Source organism: Lampropedia cohaerens, assembly GCF_001005215.1.
Lineage (GTDB): Bacteria > Pseudomonadota > Gammaproteobacteria > Burkholderiales > Burkholderiaceae_C > Lampropedia > Lampropedia cohaerens.
This window is the reverse complement of the sequence record NZ_LBNQ01000020.1, coordinates 95,545-119,208: the sequence shown is the minus strand read 5'-3', so window position 1 is coordinate 119,208 and position 23,664 is coordinate 95,545. Positions and strand designations below refer to the sequence as shown.

At 63.4% G+C, this 23,664-nt stretch carries 19 protein-coding genes and 2 tRNA genes; 13 read left to right on the top strand and 8 right to left on the bottom strand.

The window, feature by feature from the left end:
• Positions 1-2: 2 nt before the first annotated feature.
• From AAV94_RS05890 to AAV94_RS05880, 3 genes are all read left to right on the top strand, one after another.
• Entirely contained in the window at positions 3-1,310 is a 1,308-nt protein-coding gene (locus AAV94_RS05890; protein WP_046741391.1) for an amidohydrolase family protein, read from the top strand.
• 102 nt (positions 1,311-1,412) lie between these two features.
• On the top strand, positions 1,413-2,312 hold the full coding sequence (ubiA, locus tag AAV94_RS05885) for a 4-hydroxybenzoate octaprenyltransferase (RefSeq protein ID WP_046741390.1): 900 nt from the start codon (positions 1,413-1,415) through the stop codon (positions 2,310-2,312).
• A gap of 36 nt (positions 2,313-2,348) precedes the next feature.
• Positions 2,349-2,936, top strand: a complete 588-nt coding sequence (locus AAV94_RS05880; protein ID WP_084824767.1) for a cytochrome b — start codon at positions 2,349-2,351, stop codon at positions 2,934-2,936.
• 30 nt (positions 2,937-2,966) lie between these two features.
• Here AAV94_RS05880 and apbC read toward each other — a convergent pair whose 3' ends face one another.
• Positions 2,967-4,052 carry an iron-sulfur cluster carrier protein ApbC gene (apbC, locus tag AAV94_RS05875; protein ID WP_046741388.1) on the bottom strand — a complete coding sequence of 362 codons (1,086 nt, stop codon included), beginning with the start codon at positions 4,050-4,052 and terminating at the stop codon, positions 2,967-2,969.
• A gap of 210 nt (positions 4,053-4,262) precedes the next feature.
• Here apbC and AAV94_RS05870 point away from each other — a divergent pair, with 210 nt between their 5' ends.
• Positions 4,263-4,853: a restriction endonuclease gene (locus AAV94_RS05870; protein WP_046741387.1), complete on the top strand. Its 591-nt coding sequence runs from the start codon at positions 4,263-4,265 to the stop codon at positions 4,851-4,853.
• 134 nt (positions 4,854-4,987) lie between these two features.
• The gene (locus tag AAV94_RS05865) at positions 4,988-5,941 is read left to right on the top strand and encodes an aldo/keto reductase (protein WP_046741386.1); all 954 of its coding nucleotides are present in this window, start codon (positions 4,988-4,990) and stop codon (positions 5,939-5,941) included.
• A 24-nt stretch (positions 5,942-5,965) separates the two neighbouring features.
• On the opposite strand, the gene AAV94_RS05860 is transcribed toward AAV94_RS05865, so the two are convergent.
• Positions 5,966-7,330, bottom strand: coding sequence for a 3-deoxy-D-manno-octulosonic acid transferase (locus tag AAV94_RS05860; RefSeq protein WP_331396793.1), 1,365 nt, complete (start codon positions 7,328-7,330; stop codon positions 5,966-5,968).
• Positions 7,331-7,336: 6 nt separating this feature from the next.
• Positions 7,337-8,722, bottom strand: a complete 1,386-nt coding sequence (locus AAV94_RS05855) for a phosphomannomutase/phosphoglucomutase (protein WP_046741440.1) — start codon at positions 8,720-8,722, stop codon at positions 7,337-7,339.
• A 204-nt stretch (positions 8,723-8,926) separates the two neighbouring features.
• Here AAV94_RS05855 and fumC point away from each other — a divergent pair, with 204 nt between their 5' ends.
• Positions 8,927-10,315 carry a class II fumarate hydratase gene (fumC, locus tag AAV94_RS05850; RefSeq protein WP_046741439.1) on the top strand — a complete coding sequence of 463 codons (1,389 nt, stop codon included), beginning with the start codon at positions 8,927-8,929 and terminating at the stop codon, positions 10,313-10,315.
• Positions 10,316-10,452: 137 nt separating this feature from the next.
• Here the strand turns inward: fumC and AAV94_RS05845 are convergent, their stop codons facing one another.
• Positions 10,453-10,941, bottom strand: coding sequence for a peroxiredoxin (locus tag AAV94_RS05845; RefSeq protein WP_046741385.1), 489 nt, complete (start codon positions 10,939-10,941; stop codon positions 10,453-10,455).
• Positions 10,942-11,458: 517 nt separating this feature from the next.
• The gene (locus tag AAV94_RS05840) at positions 11,459-11,836 is read right to left on the bottom strand and encodes an Mth938-like domain-containing protein (RefSeq protein WP_046741384.1); all 378 of its coding nucleotides are present in this window, start codon (positions 11,834-11,836) and stop codon (positions 11,459-11,461) included.
• Positions 11,837-11,972: 136 nt separating this feature from the next.
• On the opposite strand from AAV94_RS05840, the gene AAV94_RS05835 reads away from it, so the two are divergent.
• The 6 genes from AAV94_RS05835 (at position 11,973) to AAV94_RS05810 (ending at position 19,984) form a co-directional block, all read left to right on the top strand.
• Positions 11,973-13,271, top strand: a complete 1,299-nt coding sequence (locus AAV94_RS05835; RefSeq protein ID WP_046741383.1) for a pyridoxal phosphate-dependent aminotransferase — start codon at positions 11,973-11,975, stop codon at positions 13,269-13,271.
• Between the two features lie 60 nt (positions 13,272-13,331).
• Positions 13,332-14,678, top strand: a complete 1,347-nt coding sequence (locus AAV94_RS05830) for a homoserine dehydrogenase (RefSeq protein ID WP_046741382.1) — start codon at positions 13,332-13,334, stop codon at positions 14,676-14,678.
• Between the two features lie 14 nt (positions 14,679-14,692).
• Entirely contained in the window at positions 14,693-15,418 is a 726-nt protein-coding gene (locus tag AAV94_RS05825) for a hypothetical protein (RefSeq protein WP_046741381.1), read from the top strand.
• 106 nt (positions 15,419-15,524) lie between these two features.
• Complete coding sequence (thrC, locus tag AAV94_RS05820) at positions 15,525-16,970, top strand: threonine synthase (protein WP_046741380.1); 1,446 nt, start codon at positions 15,525-15,527, stop codon at positions 16,968-16,970.
• Positions 16,971-17,585: 615 nt separating this feature from the next.
• A complete protein-coding gene (locus AAV94_RS05815) occupies positions 17,586-18,638 on the top strand; it encodes a carboxynorspermidine decarboxylase (protein WP_046741438.1) in 1,053 nt (350 codons plus the stop codon).
• Positions 18,639-18,715: 77 nt separating this feature from the next.
• Positions 18,716-19,984 (top strand): saccharopine dehydrogenase family protein, encoded by a 1,269-nt coding sequence (locus tag AAV94_RS05810; protein ID WP_046741379.1) that lies wholly within the window; start codon positions 18,716-18,718, stop codon positions 19,982-19,984.
• A gap of 150 nt (positions 19,985-20,134) precedes the next feature.
• On the opposite strand, the gene AAV94_RS05805 is transcribed toward AAV94_RS05810, so the two are convergent.
• Positions 20,135-20,221: transfer RNA gene (locus AAV94_RS05805), tRNA-Leu, on the bottom strand.
• A 170-nt stretch (positions 20,222-20,391) separates the two neighbouring features.
• Positions 20,392-20,478, bottom strand: a tRNA-Leu gene (locus tag AAV94_RS05800).
• A gap of 43 nt (positions 20,479-20,521) precedes the next feature.
• Between AAV94_RS05800 and rnr the strand changes: the two genes are divergently transcribed.
• Positions 20,522-22,846 (top strand): ribonuclease R, encoded by a 2,325-nt coding sequence (gene rnr / locus AAV94_RS05795; protein ID WP_231731254.1) that lies wholly within the window; start codon positions 20,522-20,524, stop codon positions 22,844-22,846.
• 67 nt (positions 22,847-22,913) lie between these two features.
• Here rnr and AAV94_RS05790 read toward each other — a convergent pair whose 3' ends face one another.
• Positions 22,914-23,624: a glutathione S-transferase N-terminal domain-containing protein gene (locus AAV94_RS05790; RefSeq protein ID WP_197408017.1), complete on the bottom strand. Its 711-nt coding sequence runs from the start codon at positions 23,622-23,624 to the stop codon at positions 22,914-22,916.
• Between the last annotated feature and the right edge of the window lie 40 nt (positions 23,625-23,664).

Sequence of the window (23,664 nt, the reverse complement as noted above, 5' to 3'; positions counted from 1 at the left end):
CCATGCTTGATCTGCTCATCACCCACGCCAGCCTGCCCGATGGCCGCACCGACATGTCGGTGGCTGTCCAGCAGGGCCGTATCGTCGAACTTACGCCGGGCCTGCTGGCCCCTGCCCATGAAGTGGTGGACGCCCAGGGCCTGCTGCTGTCGCCACCCTTTGTCGACGCGCACTTCCACATGGATTCGACGCTCAGCTTTGGCCTGCCCCGCGTCAACCAGAGCGGCACGCTTCTGGAAGGCATCGCGCTGTGGGGTGAGCTCAAGCCACTGCTGACGCAGGAAGCCATCGTGGCGCGCGCGCTGGCCTACTGCGACTGGGCTGCCGCGCGCGGACTACTGGCCATCCGCAGCCATGTGGATGTGTGCGACCCGCGCCTGTTGGCCGTCGAGGCGCTGCTGCACGTGCGCGAACAAGTCAGGCCCTACATCGACCTGCAGCTCGTTGCCTTTCCGCAGGACGGCCTGCTGCGCAGCCCCGCGGCGCGGGAGAACCTAGTCCGCGCGCTGGACATGGGCGTCGATGTCGTCGGCGGCATTCCGCATTTCGAGCGCACGATGGCCGACGGCGCCGAGAGCGTGCGCTGGCTGTGCGAGTTGGCCGCCGAGCGCGGCCTGCGCGTGGACATGCACTGTGACGAAAGCGACGATCCGCTGAGCCGCCACATCGAAAGCCTGGCCTATGAAACGCAGAGACTGGGTTTGCAGGGGCGCGTCGTTGGCTCGCACCTGACCTCCATGCACAGCATGGACAACTATTACGTCTCCAAGCTGCTGCCACTGATGAAGGAAGCCGGTGTGGCGGCCATTGCCAACCCGCTCATCAACATCACCCTGCAGGGCCGCCATGACAGCTATCCCAAGCGTCGGGGCATGACCCGCGTGCCCGAGCTGCTGGCAGCCGGCATTCCAGTGGCATTCGGTCAGGACTGCGCGATGGACCCCTGGTACAGCCTGGGCAGCGGTGACATGCTGGAAGTTGCCCACATGGGGCTGCACGTGGCGCAGATGACAAGCCAGAGTGCCATGCGCCAGTGCTTTGACGCCGTCACCACCACGCCCGCAGCCATCCTGGGGCTGGAAGGCTATGGCCTGCAGCCGGGCGCCAGGGCCGACTTCGTGCTGCTGCATGCCCGCGATCCCATCGAGGCCATCCGCCTGCGCGCCACCCGGCTGCAGGTGTGGAAGGCGGGGAAAGTGATCGCCGCCACCCCTGCGCCGGTTGCGCAGCTGCAGTTGCCCGGCCGACCGGCCAGCGTCTCGCTGCTGGCTGCACCGGCACCGCAAACGCCTGCTGCTTCGCGCCATTGAGCGCCCGTTCAAAGTCCTTGCTGGCGCGGGTTTTCGATTCGCGGCGACAATGCGTCTGATCGGCTTTGTCCATTCCGTTGAGCCCGTCCAGAGCTTCGCTACATGTCCACTTCCGTTGCCTCCCCCCGCCCTGCCGAACGCTGGCGCAACTACCTTGATCTGATTCGCTGGAATCGTCCAGCCGGCTGGTTGCTGCTGCTGTGGCCCACCCTCAGCGCCCTGTGGATTGCCGCAGAAGGCTTTCCCGGCTGGCATTTGCTGGCGGTATTCACGCTGGGCACCATCCTGATGCGCAGCGCCGGCTGCTGCATCAACGATGTGGCCGACCGAGAGTTTGATCGCCACGTCAAGCGGACCGTGCAACGCCCCATCACGGCGGGACGCATTTCCGTGCGCGAAGCGCTGCTGGTGGGCCTGGTGCTGACGCTGGCAGCCTTCGCACTGGTGCTGACGACCAACGCGCTGACCATCGCAATGTCTTTTCTGGCCGTGGCAGTGACGGTTTTCTACCCCTTCACCAAGCGGTTTTTTGCGATGCCGCAGGCCGTCCTGGGCGTGGCCTTTTCATTTGGCATCCCCATGGCGTTCGCAGCGGTGCAAAACCATGTACCTGCCGAGGCCTGGCTGCTGGTCATTGGCAACCTGCTGTGGGTGATCGCCTATGACACGGAGTACGCCATGGTGGACCGCGACGACGATCTGCGTCTTGGCCTCAAGACCTCCGCCATCACGCTGGGGCGTTGGGATGTGATGGCGATTACCTTGTTCTACCTGGTGTTCATTGCGCTGTGGGTCTGGGTACTGGCATCCTACGATCTGGGCTGGCCCTGGCTGCTCGCAGTGCTGGTCGCGTTGCTGCAGGTCGGCTGGCACTGGCGGCTGATACGCCATCGCCGTCGTGAATCGTGCTTTCGCGCCTTTACCCAGAACCACTGGCTGGGCTTCACGCTCTTTGCCGGCATTGTGGTGGGCTTTGTGCTGCGGACGCCTGCGAGCGGTTAGGCCTCCCGACATCCGTAACCAAGACCCATGCCCTCCATGCCCGCTTCAACCAATCCGTGGCTGGATACGCCCCAGCGCTATGGCCGCATCAGCCGGATACTCCACTGGAGCATGGCGCTGCTGTTTGCCTGGCAGTTCGCCGGCATGATTCTCAAGGTCTTGCTGGGCTGGCATCCGCGTGACTCCTGGATGCTGGGCACCCATGCCCACGTCGGCTTTGCACTGCTGCTGGTACTCAGCCTGCGCGCTGCATGGGCACTGGGCAATCTGCGCAACCGCCCCTCCTACGGCAGTGGGTTCATCGCCCGTTGCGCTGGCGCCGGGCACTGCATGCTGTACGTGCTGATGCTGCTGGTGCCGGCAACGGCCCTGCTGCGCCAATACGGGTCGGGGCGTGGCTTTACCTGGTTGGGTCAGATCCCGGTGTTTGCCCCCGGCACGCCACAGCCGGAACTGGTCGCACGCATCAACGGCACCAGCGACGCGCTGGGCGCTACCGCACACGGTTTTCTGGGCTGGCTGCTGCTGGCGCTGATCGTCGGCCACATTGCCATGGTACTGGTGCACCACTGCATCTGGAAAGACGATACGGCGCGCAGGATGCTCGGTGCCTCCAGATACTGAAACCGAAGGCAGGCCGCGCCGCGCCTATGTTCAGCTGCTTTGGCTGACGGCAATGTTGCCGAACTTGTGGCTGTAGTCCTTGGGGAACTGGGAGAGTCTGGCGCCCACGCGGTGAGCAATGTCGCGGTACGTCTGCGCCACAGCGCCATCAGGTGCGCTGGCGACGATGGGAGTGCCGCCATCGGCCTGCAGGCGAATCTGCACATCCAGCGGCAGCGCGCCGAGATACGCGACCCCCACGTCGGCCGACAGCGCCTTGCCACCGCCCTCACCGAAGATGTGCTCGGCATGGCCGCACTGGCTACAGACATGGACGGCCATGTTCTCGACGAGGCCGAGAATGGGCACCTTGACCTTCTCGAACATGCGGATGCCCTTGCGTGCGTCCAGCAGTGCGATGTCCTGCGGTGTGGTGACGATGACCGCGCCTGTCACCGGAAGCTTCTGGCTCAGACTCAGATGAATGTCGCCGGTGCCGGGCGGCAGGTCGATCACGAGGTAATCCAGATCGCGCCAGTTGGTCTGACGAAACATCTGCTCCATGGCCTGCACGGCCATGGGGCCTCGCCAGATCATGGCGTCATCTTTCTTGATCAGAAAACCGATCGACATCGCCTGCAGCCCATGGGCTTCGAGCGGCTCCATGCTTTTGCCATCGCGGCTTTCCGGACGCTGCTGCAAGCCCAGCATCGCCGGAAGGCTGGGACCGTAAATGTCGGCATCCAGAATGCCCACGCGCGCGCCTTCCTGCCGCAGTGCCAGCGCCAGGTTGACGGCGGTGGTGCTTTTGCCCACACCACCTTTGCCAGATGCGACGGCAATGACATTGCGCACCTGCGGCTGCACCTGCACGCCAGGCTGCACCGCATGCGCCAGCACCTCCTGCACGAACGTCACCTCCAACTGCGCCACCCCGGCGCGCCGCGCAGCCTCCTGAAGCTGCGTCTGCCACTGCGGCTGCAGGGACTGCGCGGCATAGGGGACCTTGAGCTGCAGCCTTGCGTTGTGCGCATGCACTTCCAGCCCTACCAAACGCTTGGTATCCACCAACGGATCACCGGTAAAAATATCTCTTACACTCGCGAGTTCCGCGAGCAAAGCCTGCTGCTCTGGCATCGTCTACCACTAGTTGAATGAAAAAAAGAAGATGGCCCGTGCTGCCCTGCGGATCTCTGACCGGATGGGCTGGCCGACTCCGCGCCAGCTTGCAGCGGCGAGCCTGTGGCGCTGTGCTGCCTACTCAGGCGCTGCTGTGGCCCATTGCACGAGAATACATCGGCGCACGTTCATTGCAGCCAGCGCCGCACCAACGAGACTTCCAACGCCGTGAAATTCACCATTCCCCGCCATTCGCTCTTTGGCCTGCTGCTGCGTTCGCCGTGGTGGGTCAGCATTATGCTGGCGCTGGCCATTTCTGCACTGCTGGCAGCGTTAATACCGCGCGAATATGTGTTCTTTGCCATTGTCGGCACCTTCCCGCTTTTCGTTGTGGGACTGATTGCCGCCTGGCGCCAGCTGCGCACGCCCAGCGACGAGAAACGCGCCGCCGCGCTGGAGCAGGCCCGTCAGATGAACTGGGAGCAGTTCCAGAAGGCCCTGCGCGACAGCTGGCGCATCCACGGGGTGCACATCACTGCTGCCGAGCACCCTGGCGCGGACTGGCGCATCGCCCGGGAAGGCCGCTACACCCTGGTACATGCGCGGCGCTGGAAGGCATCGGTGCACGGACTGGAGCCACTGCGCCAGCTGGCCGCGGCCATGGACGCCGAGGAGATCGGCCAGGGCCTGTACATCGCCACAGGCGGTGAACTCAGCCCACCGGCACAGCGCTTTGCGCGCGAACACAACATCCAGATCTGGCTGGGCGATGCGCTGTCGCTGTTCCTGCTGGGAAAAATGCCTGCCGACGAGCTGTAGGCGCAGCCCGCCATCCTCCGCCCCTCCCCCCCTGCACGTTGGCCGCTGCCCTTCGGGAAACGCGGCGTTACAAGGCCCGCTGATCGATCAGGCTAGACTGTCTGACCTTTGATCAACACATCAGGAGGGCATACATGTTTGAAATGCGCACACTCGGAGCCAGTGGCCTGACGGTCTCGCCACTTTGTTTTGGCGGCAATGTCTTCGGCTGGACGGCGGACGAACGCATGTCGCACCGACTGCTCGATGCTTTCGTGGATGCCGGCTTCAACTTTGTCGACACGGCAGACATCTATTCCAACTGGGTACCCGGCAACCAAGGGGGTGAATCGGAAGTAATTCTCGGCAAGTGGCTCAAGACAGGCCCCCGCGAGCGCATCGTCCTTGCCACCAAGGGTGGCAAGTCAATGGGCCAAGGCAAGGCTGGCTTAAGTGCGCGCTATCTGCGCGAGGCAGTCGATGCGTCCCTCCTGCGGCTGCAGACCGACTATATCGACCTCTACTACACGCATGAGGATGACCCTGCGGTGCCGCTGGAGGAAACGCTGGGCGCCTTGCAGGACCTGGTTAACGCAGGCAAGCTCCGCGCCTACGGCGCATCCAACTACAGCGGCAGTCGCCTGCTGGAGGCAGGCAAGGTCGCCCAGCAAATGGGTATCCCGGGCTTTACGGTACTGCAACCCGAGTACAACCTCTACGACCGTCAGGCGTACGAGACCGACCTTGCGCCCGCCGTCAAGCAACTGGGGCTGGCCGTTGCTCCCTACTATGCGCTGGCCTCCGGTTTTCTTAGCGGCAAGTACCGCAGCGCGGCAGATGCAGCAAAAAGCCCACGCGGGCCGGCGGTAGTGGAGCGCTACCTCAACGAGCGCGGCCGCATCATCCTGGAAAAGCTCGACGAAATCGCCGACCGTTATGTGGCCAAACCCTCCCAGGTCGCGATTGCGTGGCTGCTGCGTCAACCCTCCGTGGCATCGGCGATTGTCAGTGCCAGCACGCCTGAACAACTGGATGAGCTGCTTTTTGCGGCAAGGCTCAAGCTTGACCCGGATGCGGTGCAGGAGTTGAGCATGGCCAGCGCTTACTGATTGCCCACCACGCGGTGGCGGGCATCATGCGCGCTCCAGCGCCCGCGCAATGGCGTCGACCGTCCTGCCCAAGGCGCCTTGATGGCTGACTGCGAAACTTGCGGCGCATGCGCGCATGGCGGCTAGGCGTTCGCCATCAGCCACGAGCGCCTGTGCGGTATCCACGGCCTGGCGCATATCCGCAACGCGCAGGGCACTGCCGCAGTGCTCGGCGTCCTGCGCCGCCTGTGCGAAGTTGAAGGTATGCGGGCCCATCACCACAGGGCAGCCGCAGGCGCAGGCTTCAATCAGATTCTGCCCGCCCAGTGGCAGGAAGGAGCCGCCCAGCAGCGCCACATCCGCCATGGCGTAGTACAGCGCCATCTCGCCCATCGAGTCGCCCAGCCAAATTGACCCATCCGTGGTCGGCGCATCCTGCCAGGCACTGCGCCTGGAGACCGCAAAACCGGCCTGCACGCAAAGCTGCGCAACCGCATCGAACCGCTGGGGATGACGCGGCACCACCAGCCACTGGATACCCTCCCTGCGCGTGCGCGCCTGCAACGCGGCCAGCCACTGGGCCTCTTCCCCATCACGACTGCTGGCGAGCATGACGATGGCGCGGCCGGTCTCGCCCTTGAACGCACCGGCCCATTGGCGTCCCTGCTGCACCTGCAGGGGATCGGGGCGGGCGTCGAACTTGATGTTGCCGCTCACCTGTCGCACCGGCGCGCCGACGGCGCGCAGACGCGTCGCATCTGCCTCCGACTGCGCCAGCACAGCGTCCAGGTGCCGGTAGGCGGGTCCCATCAGCCAGCGCGCCCGCGCAATGCGCTGGGCCGAGCGGGCGTTGAGTCGGGCATTGACCAGCCAGAGCGGCAGCCCACGACGCGCGCAGGCCTCCACCATGTTCGGCCAGACCTCTGTTTCCATCAGCAGGCCCAGCTGAGGCTGGAAATGCTCGAGAAAGCGGCGCACGGCACCAGGCGTGTCCCACGGCAGCCAGGTCTGCGCATCGCCCGCGCGCAAATGTCGGGTAGCCTCCTGCCAGCCGGTCGCGGTGCCGCTGGTCAGCACGAACCGGACTGCCGGAATGCGCTCGCGCAACGCCGCAATCAATGCCCCTGCGGCGCGGGTCTCACCAAGCGACACCGCGTGCAGCCACACCACGGGGTGGGCCGGATCGCCACGCTGCACAGTGGCTGTAGCGCCATAGCGCGCAAAGCGCTCGGGCAACGCATGGCCATAGCCGCTTTCTGCGCGCGCACGCCGGCGCAGCTTGCGCCGATACAGCGGCTGCACCAGCCACATGGCCGAGCTGTAGAAGGCCAGCGCGGCCCGCTCGATGCCAGTGAGGCGGCGCGCACGCCGCGAGCCAGTCGCGTCGGCGGCCTGAGCAGGATCGGCCATGCCGCGTCAGTGCGCTGCGGCCGCCACCTGCGCGTCAGGCTTGACGCTGCGCACCAGCGCAAGAAACTGCGCCTGGATGCGCTGCAGTGCCTCGGGCGTCTGCCCCTCGAATCGCAGTACCAGGACCGGGGTGGTGTTGGAGGCGCGTACTAGGCCAAAGCCATCGGGCCAGTCCACCCGCAAACCATCGATGGTGCAGACCTTGGCCGGCGCGTCGAACCGCGCGCGCTCAACCAGCTGGGCGACCAGCGCGTGGGGCTCGCCTTCGGCGCAGGCGATATTCATCTCCGGCGTGCTGTGGCTGCTGGGCAGGTCGTTCAGAACGACCGAGACGTCCGCGCTGCGACTGAGGATCTCCAGCAGCCGGCAGGCCGCATAGGTGCCGTCATCGAAGCCGTACCAGCGCTCCTTGAAGAAGATGTGCCCGCTCATCTCCCCACCCAGGGGCGCATCGGTCTCGCGCATGCGCGCCTTGATGAGCGAATGCCCAGTCTTGTACATCACGGGCTTGCCGCCCGCTGCCTCGATGGCTGGCGCCAGCTGCTGCGTGCACTTGACATCGTAGATGATTTCACCGCCCGGAACGCGCGAGAGCACATCCCTGGCAAACAGCATGATCTGCCGGTCGGGGAAGATGTTCTTGCCATCCTTGGTGACGATGCCAAGGCGGTCGCCGTCGCCATCGAACGCTAGGCCAAGCTCCGCATCGCTGTCGCGCAACGCGGCGATGAGGTCCTGCAGGTTTTCCGGCTTGCTGGGATCGGGGTGGTGGTTGGGAAAGTTGCCGTCAACGTCCGTGAACAGCTCGGTGACCTCGCAGCCGATGGCGCGCAGCACCTGCGGCGCGCTGGCGCCAGCCACGCCGTTGCCGGCATCGACAATGACCTTGATGGGGCGCGCCAGCCGGATGTCCGAGGCAATGCGCTGCAGATATTGCGGAAACACGTCCAGCTGCCGCACGCGCCCTGGCGCGCTGGCCTGCTGCCAGCCATCGGTCTCGATCAACGTGCGCAGCTGCTGGATTTCCTCGCCGTAAATGGCCTTGCCGGCCAGCACCATTTTGAAGCCGTTGTAGTCCCTGGGATTGTGGCTGCCGGTAATCTGGATGCCGCTGCGCGTATGGGTGGCTGCGGCAAAGTACAGCATCGGTGTGGTCACCATCCCGATGTCCAGCACGTCAACCCCCACATCCGTCAGACCGGCAATCAGCGCCGCGGACAGTTGCGGGCCGCTCAACCGACCATCGCGACCAACGGCGACTTCCCGCTCGCCTTGTTGCAGCGCCACCGTGCCAAAGGCGCGCCCCAGCGCACGGGCAATGTCTGGCGTCAGCGTGGTGGGCACGATGCCGCGGATGTCATAAGCCTTGAAGATCGAAGCGGAAACTTGCACGCAAACTCCTGAGTTGTTGCCGTCGCGGCGATTGTATGCGTGTGCGCCACATGCGTTGACGCGCGCCATCACCCGATGATGGATACCGACTAGAATGAATGGGAATTATTTTCAGCGTCTCACTTACGCGCGAATGCTGCTGCGCCGCCTGATGGTTGCAGCATGCTGGCTGCGTTTTTTAGTTTCACTTCTTACAGCATTGCCATGACTCAAACCCGCACGGAAAAGGACACTTTCGGCCCCATCGAAGTTCCAGCTGACAAACTCTGGGGCGCGCAAACGCAGCGTTCGCTGCAGAACTTCAACATCTCCGGCGAGAGGCAGCCGCGCGAGATCATCCGCGCGTTGGCGCAGGTCAAGCGCGCCTCTGCAACGGTCAACCACGCGCTGGGGCTGCTGGACGAGCAAAAGGCGCAGGCCATTATCGCTGCCGCGCAGGAAGTCATCGACGGCAAGCATGATGACGAGTTCCCGCTGGTAGTCTGGCAGACCGGCTCGGGCACGCAGACCAATATGAACCTCAACGAGGTCATTGCTAATCGCGCCAGCGAGTTGCTGGGTGGCGTGCGCGGCGAAGGCCGCCTGGTGCACCCCAACGACGATGTGAACAAGAGCCAGTCGTCCAACGATGTGTTTCCTACCGCTGCGCATGTCGCTGCGGTCGATGCGCTGACCAACCGGTTGTTGCCGGCGATCGACACGCTCAGACAGACGCTGGCGCAGAAGTCCGAGGCGTTCGATGACATCGTCAAGATCGGCCGCACCCATTTGCAAGACGCCACGCCGCTGACGCTGGGCCAGGAAATCTCCGGCTGGGTTGCGCAGCTTGAGCATGGCAAGAAGCACGTGCAGGATGCCCAGCCCCACCTGTGCGAGCTGGCGCTGGGCGGAACTGCCGTCGGTACCGGCCTGAATGCGCCCAAGGGTTACGCGCAAGCCGTTGCCGAGGAGCTGGCAAATATCACCGGCCTGCCCTTCGTGACAGCTCCCAACAAGTTCGAGGCGCTGGCATCGCAAGACGCGCTGGTGCATGCCCATGGCGCGCTCAAGACGCTGGCGGCCAGTCTCAACAAGATCGCCAACGATGTCCGCTGGCTCGCCAGCGGCCCGCGCAGCGGCATTGGCGAAATCAGCATCCCTGAAAACGAGCCCGGCTCATCGATCATGCCTGGCAAGGTCAACCCCACGCAAAGTGAGGCCCTGACCATGCTGGCCGCGCAGGTGATGGGCAATGACGTGGCCATCAACATCGGCGGCATGTCCGGCAACTTCGAGCTGAACGTGTTCCGCCCCCTGGTGGCACACAATTTCCTGCAGAGCGTGCGCCTGCTGGCCGACGGCATGCTCAGCTTCAACAACAACTGCGCAGTGGGCATTGCGCCCAACCGCGAGCGTATCCGGGAACTGGTCAGCAACTCGCTGATGCTGGTGACGGCGCTCAATCCGCACATCGGCTATGACAAGGCCGCCTTCATCGCCAAGAAGGCCCACAAGGAAGGCACGACACTGCGCGAGGCGGCTATCGCCTCCGGTTACCTGACCGCCGAGCAGTTCGACCAGTGGGTGGTGCCGGAGAAGATGATCGGACGTTGAGCGCGACGCACATGCAAGCATGGCTTGCATGGCTGCACACCATGCGCCAGACGACAAAAAGGAGCACGTGATGTGCTCCTTTTTGTGTGTGCCTGCGCCCAATTTGCGATCGGCGCCGGCTGACTCTGCAACAGCGCTCAGGCGACCTGCTTCTCCGCATTCTTGAGGGCCTTGACCGCCTTGAGCACTTCATCCACATGCCCGGGCACCTTCAGGCCACGCCATTCCTGCGCCAGCGTGCCGTCCGGCGCAACAAGGAAGGTGCTGCGCTCGATGCCCTTGACCTTCTTGCCGTACATGATCTTGTTCTTCACGACACCGAACATGTGGCACATCTTCTCCTCGGTATCGGCAATGAGCTCGAACGGCAGATCCAGCTTCTCCTTGAAGGCCTCGTGCGACTTCATGTTGTCGCGCGACACTCCAAATACCACCGCGCCGAGCTTGACAAACTTGTCGTACTTGTCTCGAAACTGCATCGCTTCGGTCGTGCAACCGGGCGTGTTGTCCTTCGGGTAGAAATAAAGAACAAGGATCTGGCCGAGGTGAGAAGTGTTGGTGACAGTGACTCCGCCGGTTGCGCAGGCTTCAAACTCGGGCAGTGGTTTGTTGACAACGATCGCCATGTTTTCAGGGTCTCTCAATCTAATGTGTCGTTGAAAAATGTCGAACCTGGCGCGAAAGTTCAAAAAACGCTTGACAACGCGAAACCGGCGCTCAAAGATGCGCACTGCCTCACCAGGATAGGCGAGAAGCGCCCATTGGCACAGGCTTTCTGATCTCTCGCTGCAGCAGTCGCTACACACTGCGCCGCCAGTCAACACCTTCTGCCCTGTTGCGCAATACATATTGCATATTCCCGGATAAAACCGGCCTCTAGACCATGCAGCGCTTTCGGCGTTGAGCGGGCGGTATTGCTAGTTGCAGGCCCGGCGCAATTGCCGATTATACTTGATTCGCATTTTCCAATCACGGCGTCGGCTTTGAGCCAGCCAGTGTGCGATGGCGCAAGCGCGGTGGCGCTCCATCTCTCGACCTGTTCCGGTTGTTTTCGTGCGCTGCGCAGCACCTGCGGCATGCGCCTGCATCTCCCTCGCCTGGCACGCCAACACGGCGCGTGCGCGGGCCGTGGTGAATAGATTCTCAGCGCTCGACGATCAGTGCTGCTACCACCTTGCGCCCTTCTCCTGCGAGCACGTTGAAGGTGCGGCAGGCGGCGGCGGTGTCCATGGACTCCAGACCGACCTGCATCGCCATGAAGGGGCGTAGCCACGCTGCCGGCGGAAACCGCGTGCGCTTGCCGCTGCCCAGCAGCACGACCTGCGCAGAGCGGGCCACCACCGCCAGATCCGCCATCTGCTGCTGCGTCAGCGCCTCGAAGCTGCTGCAAGCCCAGACGTGGTGCTCCCCGTCACTGGTCAGCAGCACGCTCTGCTCGTAGCGATGCTCGGGCAGTTGCAACCAGCCCTCGCCGTAGGCGATGATGGAGGTCGGTTGCGGAGTATCAGCTTGAAGTTTCATGGCGCGGCCTGCATTGGCGGCCGGCTGATTGGGAAGTCGCCGGCAACTGTGGTCAAATTATAGGTTTTGCGATTTGCCTGCGGGTGCAGCTACAAATTGCCTTTTGCCCATTGCACTTTTCAGCCCGAGGTTTGCCATGAAGCCCATCCACAAGTCCGCCAAGCTGGCGCACGTTCTCTACGACATTCGCGGTCCGATCGTCGAGCAGGCGCGTCGCATGGAGGAGGAAGGCCAGAAGATCATCAAGCTCAACATCGGCAATCTGGCGGCATTCGGCTTCGATGCGCCAGAGGAAGTGCAGCAGGACATGATCCGCAACCTGCCCGCCTCGGCCGGCTACTCCGACAGCAAGGGCATCTTCGCTGCCCGCAAGGCGGTGATGCACGAGACGCAGCGCCAGGGGATTGTCGGCGTCACGCTTGATGACATCTATCTGGGCAACGGTGCCAGTGAGCTGATCGCCATGGCCACCAACGCCCTGCTTGACGATGGCGATGAACTGCTGCTGCCCGCGCCGGACTACCCGTTGTGGACGGCAGTGACCAACCTCTCTGGCGGCACGCCCGTGCATTACCGCTGCGACGAAAGCAACAACTGGGCCCCTGACCTGGAGGACATCCGCGCCAAGATCACGCCGCGTACCAAGGGCATCGTCGTCATCAACCCCAACAATCCCACTGGCGTGATCTATCCGCTGGAAACCCTGGTGGCCATCGTCGAGCTGGCCCGCGAGCACAACCTAGTGTTGCTGGCCGACGAGGTCTACGACAAGGTGCTCTACGACGGCAACACCCACATCGCGCTGGCGAGTCTGTCTACCGATGTGCTGACGCTGACCTTCAACTCCCTGTCCAAGAGCTACCGCTCCTGCGGCTATCGCGCCGGCTGGATGATCGTCTCCGGCGACAAGGCCAACGCGCGCGACTACATCGAGGGGCTGGATATGCTGGCCAACATGAAGCTGTGCTCGAATGTGCCGGGCCAGTGGGCCATCCAGACCGCGCTGGGCGGTTATCAGAGCATCAACGAGCTCACCTGCGAGGGCGGGCGCCTGCGCCGCCAGCGCGATCTGGCCTACGAGATGATCACCGCCATCCCGGGCGTGAGCTGCGTCAAGCCTCAGGCGACGCTGTACATGTTTCCCAAGCTCGATCGCGAGATGTACCCGATCGAGGATGACCGCTTGTTCTTTCTCGAGCTGCTCAAGGAAACGCGGGTGATGCTGGTGCAGGGCACGGGCTTCAACTGGCCGGACCCCGACCATTTCCGCATCGTCTTTCTGCCGCACGAGCCGGATCTGCGCGAAGCCATCGAGCGCATTGCGCGCTTTCTCAAGACGGTGCGCGAACGGACCCAGCGCGCGCGGGCGCTGGCCACACCGGCCAATGTGCAACCGCTCAAACGCCCTGCCACCAAGGCAGCCGGCAACGCCTGAGACCCCGCACACGCGATCATCCGGCCTGCCTCAACGCTTTTCTTCCGACCTCTCTCGACCATGACCAACATCCGAATTGGCCTTCTCGGCATCGGCACCGTCGGTGCCGGCACATTTCAGGTACTCAAGCGTAATCAGCAGGAAATCAGCCGCCGGGCCGGACGCGGCATCGACATTGCCGTCGTCGCGGACCTGAACGCCGAGCGAGCCCGCCAGATCGTCGGCGACGACGTTGAGGTCGTTTCGGACGCCCGCAGCGTGGTGGCACGCCCGGACATCGACGTGGTCATCGAACTCATCGGCGGCTACGGGATTGCGCGGGAGCTGGTGCTGGCGGCCATTGAGAGCGGCAAGCATGTGGTCACGGCCAACAAGGCGCTGCTGGCCGTGCACGGCACCGAGATCTTCGCGGCCGCCGCGCGCAAGGGCGTCATCGTCGCCTACGAGGCCGCCGTCGCCGGAGGCATCCCGATTGTCAAGGCATTGCGTGAAGGGCTGGTGGCCAACCGCGTGCAGTGGGTGGCCGGCATCATCAACGGCACCACCAACTTCATCCTCTCGGAAATGCGCGACAAGGGGCTGGACTTCCAGGCCGTGCTCAAGCAGGCGCAGCAGCTGGGCTATGCCGAGGCCGACCCGACCTTCGATATCGAGGGCATTGACGCCGCGCACAAGATCACCCTGCTCAGCGCCATTGCCTTTGGCATACCGGTGCAGTTTGACAAGGCCTACGTCGAGGGCATCACCGCGCTGCATCGCCCGGACATCCGCTATGCCGAGCAGCTTGGCTACCGCATCAAGCTGCTGGGCGTTGCCAAGCGCACCGAACGCGGCGTCGAACTGCGCGTGCACCCCACGCTGATTCCGGCCAAACGCCTGATCGCCAGTGTTGAAGGCGCCATGAACGCGGTCGTCGTCAAAGGTGATGCCGTCGGCACCACGCTCTACTACGGCCAGGGGGCTGGCGCCGAACCCACGGCCAGCGCAGTGATTGCCGATCTGGTCGACATCGCCCGCCTGCAAGGCGCCGATGCCAGCCATCAGGTGCCGGCGCTCGCCTACCATCACGATTGTCAACCCGCAGAGGCGCCGCCACCTGTGCTGCCGATGGAGGACGTCGTCACCAGCTACTACCTGCGCGCGCGGGTCGCTGATCAGGCGGGCGTGCTGGCCACCATCACCAGCCTGCTGGCCGATGCAGGCATCAGCGTCGATGCACTGCTGCAGCGCGAGGCCGACGAAGTCACCGATTTCAGCGAAGGCCAGGCCAGCCAGCCCCAGACCGACCTGATCATCCTTACGCACGAAACCCGCGAAGGTACCTTCAACGCCGCACTGGAGAAGATTCAGCAGCTGCCCAGCGTGCTGGGCAGCATCGTGCGCATCCGCAAGGAAGAGCTGGACTGAAGAGGCCTGGCCGCATGACCGCCAACCCAGTGCCGCAACGCCACTCCGGGCAAGAAGAGATCAGCGCCTTTCCCTGCATGGAGGCGACCTCGGGCCTGCGACCGCTGCAGCTTGTCCTGCAAACGGGCTTCTGGTGCCTGATAATGCTGTGTACGGTCGGCGCTGGCATCAGCATCCTGATGGTGACGCTGGAAAGGCCTGACCTGTCGGCAGGAATGGTGCTGCTGATGGTCACGCTCTCGGCACTGTGTTTTGGCATCAGCTATGCCGTCGTGAAAATGGCCCGCAAAGCGTTCAAGCGTCGCTGCGTCAGTGTGGCGGTCGACGCACTGGGGTTGCATCGCCGCCTTGCCGACGGACACGTCGAGACCATCCGCTACAGCGATTTGCGGCCCGCGCCAGCCAGTGCCTATGACGTCTACATACAGACCGTTTACCGCAGGCCGTCGCGACTGAAGGTCCATATGGCGCAGCCAGGCCGTGCGCTTGCGCAGCCACACACGGTCAACTGTGCCCTCGACTTCAGGTTTACCATGAATCGCCTGACCCTGATCGGCCATTTCATCCGGGGCATCAGGACTTTTCGCCCCGAACTGCGCATCAGTGATACCGTCTACACCCATTTTTTTATTGACCCGCAAAGCCACCAGCCGCTTTACCGTCAACGGTTTATCTCCTACTGCATTGCGTGCACAGCAACGCTGGGGATCATGATGTTGATCATCTTCCTCACCAGCTAAGCCGTCAGGTTGCGCCACCATTATTCGTGTTGGAGACAGCCCTTTTCATTGACTGCACCGGTGAAGGTATCGGCCTCGCCGGCACTTTATCCCGCTCCTACCTGCCATGCGCTATCTCTCGACCCGCGGCCATGCCGACCCCAAACGCTTCAGCGACATCCTGCTCGAAGGGCTGGCGCCCGACGGCGGGCTGTACCTGCCGGAACACTATCCGCAGATAAAGACCCAACTGCCCCAACTGCGGCGCATCTACCGCGAGCAGGGCTACGCCGCGCTGGCGCACGCCCTGCTCTCGCTCTACATCGATGACATTCCCGCGACAGACCTGCGCGCGATCTGCGAGAAGACCTACACCAAGGCCGTATTCGGCACGCAAGCCATTACGCCGGTGCGCCAGCTTGAACCGGGCCTGTGGCTGCAGGGCCTGTCCAACGGCCCGACGCTGGCCTTCAAGGACATGGCCATGCAGCTGCTGGGCAACCTGTTCGAGTACGAACTGGCGCGCCGCGGCAGCGTGCTCAACATCCTGGGCGCCACATCGGGCGACACCGGCAGTGCCGCCGAATACGCCATGCGCGGCAAGCGCGGCGTGCGCGTATTCATGCTCAGCCCGCACGGGCGCATGAGCCCGTTCCAGCAGGCCCAGATGTTCAGCCTGCAGGACCCCAACATCCACAACATCGCCATCGAAGGAGTCTTCGACGACTGCCAGGACATCGTCAAGGCCGTGAGCAACGACCTGGCGTTCAAGCAGCAGTTTCACATCGGCACGGTCAACTCCATCAACTGGGCGCGACTGCTGGCGCAGGTGGTGTACTACTTTGCCGGCTACTTCCAGGTCACGGACAGCGACGCGCAGCGCGTGTCGTTCACGGTGCCAAGCGGCAACTTCGGCAATGTCTGCGCCGGCCATGTCGCGCGCCAGATGGGCCTGCCGATTGCGGAGCTGGTCGTGGCCACCAACGAAAACGATGTGCTCGACGAGTTCTTCCGCACGGGCATCTACCGCCCGCGCAGCGCCGCCGATACGCTGGAGACCTCCAGCCCGTCGATGGACATTTCCAAGGCCAGCAACTTCGAGCGCTTCGTCTTTGACCTGCTGGATCGCGATGCGAATGCACTGCGCACGCTGTTTGCGCAAACGCTGCCGACTCAGGGCTATTTCGACCTGAGCGGCGATGCGCGCTTTCAGCAATGTAGAAGCCGCTTCGGATTTACCAGCGGCGCCAGCACCCATGCCGACCGGCTTGCCACCATCCGCGATGTCTGGCAGCAGCATGGGCAAGAGATCGATCCACACACCGCCGATGGCGTCAAGGTCGCACGCGCGCACCGCAGTGGCGATGCCGCCGCAGTGCCAATGATCGTGCTCGAGACGGCGCTGCCTGTGAAGTTCAGCGCCACGCTGGTCGAGGCGCTGGGCCACGAGCCCGCACGCCCTGCTCGGTTTGACGGCATCGAGAGCCTGCCCAAGCGCGTGACGGTGATGCCCGCTGACGTGCAGGCCGTCAAGAATCTCATTGCCCAGCAGGCAGGCGCCGACACGGCATGAGTCACACCTGCGCGCAGTCTCGCTGCGGCGCCCGCAGCCCATGGCACGTGTCCATCACCGTCATCAGGCTGTCACGCAGGCACTGTAGGCGCAGGCTATAATCGCCCCCTCAATCCAAAATCGTTCTGCCCAGGCTGTGGTCTGGCAGTTCCTTGGTTGGTCGCAACCCCTTCCCCCATTACGAGGTTGATGAATCGCCATGACTTTTGCCTTGACCCCCGTCTATGGTTGCGCATGCCAGACTCCGGCACTGCGCAATGCCCGCGCCTATCGCATTCACCGCGCGCTGATCGTCTGGTAAACCACTTGGCGCGTCCACAGCATTCGTTTGACCGCGCCATTGCCCGGTTACGCTGATCGGCGGCCCTGCTGCCGATCAGGCTTCCAGGCATCCATTGGATGCCAGCCCCGACCGATTTCCCCAACCGGCACGTTAGAAGTGCTGCCGCGCAGCTGCATGGCCGCATGCACCCACATGTGACGTCAGTCGAAGCCAGCGGCACGCCAACGCGCCGGAACTTGGTTTTTTGTACAGGAGCCACCGAATTGCCCCCTGCCTCCGCCGAACTTGCCACACCCTACTACTGCATTGACGAGCAGGCGCTACTCGCGAACATGCAGCGCATCGAGCGCGTGCGTGCGCTCTCGGGCGCCAAGGCGCTGCTGGCGCTCAAGTGCTTTGCTACATGGTCAGTGTTCCCGTTGATGCGCCAATACCTCGACGGCACCACCTCCTCGTCGCTATACGAAGTCAAGCTGGGGCATCAGAAGTTCGGTGGGGAGACACACGCCTACAGCGTCGCCTTCGCCGACCATGAAATCGACGAGGTGCTGCAGCACAGCGACAAGATCATCTTCAACTCGCTGGGGCAGCTCACGCGCTTTGCGGACAAGACACGCGCTGCCGGCAAGCCCATGGGCCTGCGCGTCAATCCGGGCACCAGCAACTCGCCCTATTTGCTTGCTGACCCCGCCCGGCCTCACAGCCGCCTGGGCGAAGCCGACCCTGCCAGAATCGAGGAAGTGATCGAGCAGCTCAGTGGACTGATGTTTCACAACAACTGCGAGAACCGCAGTTTCGAGAGCTTCGATGCCATGCTGGGCCAGATCGAGCAGCGCTTTGGCCACCTGCTGGCCCGGGTGCAGTGGGTCAGCCTGGGCGGCGGCATCCACTTCGCCGAGCCCGGCTACCCACTGGAGGCTCTGGCTGCACGGCTGAAGGCGTTTGCGCAGCAGTACAACGTACAGGTCTATCTGGAGCCGGGTGAGGCCGCCGTCGCTGGCGCGGCAACGCTGGAAGTCTCCGTGCTGGACGTTGGCTTCAATGGCAAGCCGTTGGCCATCGTCGACAGCTCCACCGAGGCGCACATGCTGGATCTGCTGGTCTATGACCTGCCCGCGCGCATCGTGCCCGATGCGGGGCCGCACAGCTACCTGGTCTGCGGCAAGACCTGCCTGGCCGGCGATATCTTCGGCGAGTTCCGCTTCGCCGAGCCGCTGCAGGTTGGCGACCGCATCAGCATCCAGGATGCCGCAGGCTACACGATGGTGAAGAAAAACTGGTTCAACGGCGTGGCCATGCCCGCCATCGTGGTGCGACGCCTTGACGGCCATCTGGAAGTCGTACGGCAATTCGGGTTTGATGACTACGTCAACAGTCTTTCGTAGGCGCTAGCGTTATCTCTCGCTTGCGCGATGTTTGCCGCAGTATCGCGGTGCTTTTCTTACAGGGGGCTTTGTGCGAAATGAAGAAAAATGTCTTGATTATCGGCGCTGGTGGAGTTGGGCAGGTAGTGGCACATAAGTGTGCCCAGCACAATCGCCTGCTCGGCGACATCCATATCGCCTCACGCAACATCAACAAGTGCCTGGCCATCATCGACAGCATCCACGAAAAGGGCGCACTGCAAAACCGCAAGGGCGTGCTCAAGGCCCATCGGCTTGATGCGATGGACACGCACGCCACGCGCGAGCTGATCGAAGCCACGGGCGCGCAGATCGTCATCAACGTCGGCCATGCGTTCGTGAACATGTCGGTGCTGCAGGCCTGCATCGAGACCGGCGCAGCCTACATCGACACGGCCATTCACGAAGATCCCACCAAGATCTGCGAGACCCCGCCCTGGTACGCCAACTACGAGTGGAAGCGCAAAGCCCTCTGTGCAGAAAAAGGCGTCACGGCAATCCTGGGCTGCGGGTTCGACCCCGGCGTCGTCAATGCCTACGCGGCGCTGGCGGTGCGGGAGTATTTCGACCAGGTTGACTCCATCGATATCATCGACATCAATGCGGGCAGCCACGGCAAGTACTTTGCCACCAATTTCAATCCGGAGATCAACTTCCGCGAGTTCACCGGACAGGTGTGGTCCTGGCAGGATGGGCAATGGAAGTCCAACAAGATGTTCGAGGTCAAGCGCACCGACGACCTGCCAGTGGTTGGCCAGCAAACGGCCTACCTGACAGGGCATGACGAGCTGCACTCGCTGTCACAGCATCTGGATGTGCCCAACATCCGTTTCTGGATGGGCTTTGGCGAGCACTACATCAACGTCTTTACGGTGTTGCGCAACCTCGGCCTGCTGTCGGAAAAACCAGTCCGGCTGGATAACGGCCAGGAGGTGGTGCCACTGCAGTTGGTCAAGGCCGTGCTGCCCGACCCTGCCTCGCTGGCCCCCAGCTACGTCGGCAAGACCTGCATCGGCAACATTGTCAAGGGCACCAAGGATGGCAAGCCACGCGAGGTGTTCGTCTACAACGTCGCCGACCATGTCGAGGCCTATGCCGAAGTGGGCAGCCAGGGCATCTCGTACACTGCAGGCATTCCCGCTGCCGCAGCGGCGATCCTGATCGCCCAGGGCGTCTGGGACGTGCGCAAGATGGTCAACGTCGAGGAGCTGCCCTATCAGCCGTTCATCAACCTGATGAACGACATCGGGCTGCCCACGCAGATCCGTGAAAACGGCGAGGATGCACTGGTTTCCTTCAGCGACGAGGCACTGGCCGCGGCTGCCTGACGGATGACGCCAGCTGCATTGCAGCGCCCCGCCGGAGCCGATCCCCGCAATCTGCGGCGATCGGCTTTTTCACACCTGCCCCGCTGCGGACAAATGCAGTAAAAAACAAAAGGCCGCTTGAAAACAAGCGGCCTGCTGTTATATGTCAATTGGTGCCCAGGAGAGGACTCGAACCTCCACGGAGTTGCCCCCGCTAGCACCTGAAGCTAGTGCGTCTACCAATTCCGCCACCTGGGCACTTCAGGAAAGCGCGTATTGTAGCGGATATTTTTTGCCGCAAAGGAATTCGCGCACCTGCATTGAAAAAATAATCACGCTCCCGGCGCCAGTATGGCGCATCTGGGATGCCTTCGCAAAAAACGACAAAGCCGCCAACGCGGGCGGCTTTCTTCGTTAAACTCCGACTGTGGTGCCCAGGAGAGGACTCGAACCTCCACGGAGTTGCCCCCGCTAGCACCTGAAGCTAGTGCGTCTACCAATTCCGCCACCTGGGCACTTCAGGAAAGCGCGAATTCTAATGCAAAAAATGGACAACCATTGAATAAATCAAGCCTCATGCAAGAAATCACCGGCCTGGTGCAAGGCCGCCGCGAGGGACACGGTTTCATCACGCCGGACGACGGCTCCGACGACATCTACCTGCCACCGAGTGAAATGCACCATCTTGTGCACCGTGACCGCGTGCGCGCACGCATTGTTCGGCTGGACCGGCGTGGTCGCCCCGAAGCGCAGGTGCTGGAAATTCTCGAGCGCCAGACCAAGACCATCATCGGTCGGCTGCTGCAGGAAAACGGCGTCTGGCTGGTCGCGCCGGAAGACAAGCGCTATGGCCAGGATGTGCTGGTGCCGCCCAATGCCACCGCGCATGCCAAGACGGGCCAGATCGTCGTCGTCGAACTCACCGAGCCGCCCACGCTGCATGGCCAGCCGGTCGGGCGCATTGTCGAGGTACTCGGCGAGACGGACGATGCCGGCATGGAAATCGAAATTGCCGTGCGCAAGTACGAAGTGCCGCACGCCTTCTCGCCTGCCTGCGAAAAGGCGGCCGCCAAACTGCCCAGCACGGTGCGGCCCGCCGACCGCAGGGGCCGTGTCGACCTGCGCGACGTGCCGCTGCTGACCATCGATGGCGAGGACGCACGCGACTTCGACGATGCCGTCTACTGCGAGCCTGCGCGCGTAGGCCGGGGCAAGGGCTGGCGTCTGCTGGTGGCCATTGCCGACGTCAGCCATTACGTCAAATCGGGCGATGCCATCGATGGCGACGCCTTCGAGCGCGCCACCAGCATCTACTTTCCGCGCCGCGTTATTCCGATGCTGCCGGAAAAGCTCTCCAACGGCCTGTGCTCGCTCAATCCCGGCGTGGATCGACTGTGTATGGTGTGCGACATGCTGATCACAGCCAAGGGTCAGGTGCACGCCTACCAGTTCTATCCGGCCGTCATGCACAGCCATGCGCGCATGACCTATCAGCAGGTGGCCGACATCCTCGCCAACACCCGCGGCCCGCTGGCGTTGCAATACAGCGCCCTGCTGCCCGAATTCCTGCACCTGCACGGGGTCTATCAGGCGTTGCTGACCGCGCGCAAGGCACGCGGTGCGGTGGACTTCGAGACCACCGAGACGCAGATCCTTTGCGACGACAACGGACGCATCGCGCAGATTGTGCCGCGCGCACGCACCGAAGCGCACAAGCTGATCGAGGAATGCATGCTGGCGGCCAACGTCTGCAGCGCCGAATTCCTGCAGGCCAGCGGCCATCCGGCGCTGTACCGCGTCCACGAAGGCCCCACCCCCGAGCGGCAGAACACACTGCGCGCCTACCTCAAGGCGCTGGGTCTGAACCTAACGATCGGCGATGACCCCAAGCCACAGGACTTCCAGGCGATTGCCGAAGCCACCAAGGACCGCCCAGACGCCCAGCAAATCCACTCGATGCTGCTGCGCTCAATGCAGCAGGCCATCTACACCCCGCACAACAGCGGCCACTTCGGGCTGGCCTTCGAGGCCTACACCCACTTCACCAGTCCCATCCGTCGCTATCCCGATCTGCTGGTACACCGCGTCATCAAGGCGGTACTCAGCGATGGGCATTACCGCCTGCCGGCCGTCCCCGACGCCGGCCCTGCCACCGAGCAGTTCCGCAAGAAACTCGCCGCCAAGGTGGCTGCGCCCGAGCGCATGGGCAGTGACGATGCGCCATCCGCCACCGACAAGCGGCGCTCTCGCCGCGGCAGCAAACCGTCCGACCAGGCCGAACTGCAGGCTTGGGAGGCTGCCGGCCTGCACTGCAGCGCCAACGAGCGCCGCGCGGACGAGGCCAGCCGCGACGTCGAGTCCTGGCTCAAATGCATGTACATGCGCGAGCACCTCGGCGAGGTGTTTGCCGGCACCGTCACGGCTGTCACCTCTTTCGGGCTGTTCGTCACGCTGGACGCGATGTACGTCGAAGGGCTGGTACATATCACCGAGCTGGGGGGCGAATACTTCCGCTACGACGAGGCCCGCCAGGAACTGCGCGGCGAGCGCACCGGCACGCGGTACGCCGTCGGCTCGCGGCTGCAGATCCAGGTCAGCCGCGTGGATCTTGATGCACGCAACATCGATTTTGTGCCTGCGCGCGACGAGTTGGAGCGCGACACCGGCGAGGCCTCGGCAGCATCTGGCAACGGGCGCCACAATGGCAAAAACGGCCGCAACAGCAAGAGCAGCCAGCGCCGTGGGGGCACTCCCTCGGCGCGCACGCACAGCGAAGCAACGCCCTCCGCAGCCAGTGTCGAGCACAAGGGCAGCGCTGGCGGCAAGCCTGCCCAGACCAGCCCGTCAACGCCGACGCCGCGCCGCAAGGGCCGCAGGCGCTGAACCTCCGCCCAAGGGCGGTAGGCATCGCGCCGCCCTGGGCTGCGCCGCGCTAGGCGGCGTTACACGCTCAGGCCGGCACGGCCAACCCCTTCTGCACCGCAGGGCGCGCCTCGAAGGCAGCCAGCACCCGCTGCACTTCCCGAAAATCGTTATAGCCAACCAGTTCGGCCGCGCCGTAAAAGCCTACTAGATTGCGCACCCACGGCAGCACAGCGATATCGGCAATCGAGTACGCCTCCTCGCCCTGGCCCAGCAGCCAGTCGTGCCCGGCAAGTTGCCGGTCCAGCACGCCGAGGAGGCGGCGCGACTCCTTGGCGTAGCGTTCGCGCGGGCGGGGATCGGCAATCTCCCGGCCAGCAAACTTGTGGAAGAAGCCCAGCTGACCGAACATGGGCCCTACGCCCCCCATCTGCCACATCAGCCATTGCAGGGCCCGGTAGCGGTCCGCCGCATCACTTGGCAAAAGACGGCCCGTCTTGTCCGCCAGATACACCAGGATGGCGCCGGTCTCGAACAGTCCCAGCGGCTGTCCGCCGGGACCGTCCGGATCGATGATCGCCGGAATCTTGTTGTTGGGGTTGAGTGAGAGGAATTCGGGTGTGAACTGGTCTCCTGCCATGATGTCGATCTTGTGCGCTTCGTAGGGCAGGCCCAGCTCTTCCAACGCAATCGAAACCTTCACGCCATTGGGCGTAGCCAGCGAATACAACTGGATGCGGTCGGGATGACGGGGCGAGCATTTGCGGGTAATCGGGAACTCGTCCAGTGGATGCGTCATGGAAATATGCCTTCTATTCTTTGGAAACTTCATCACGATG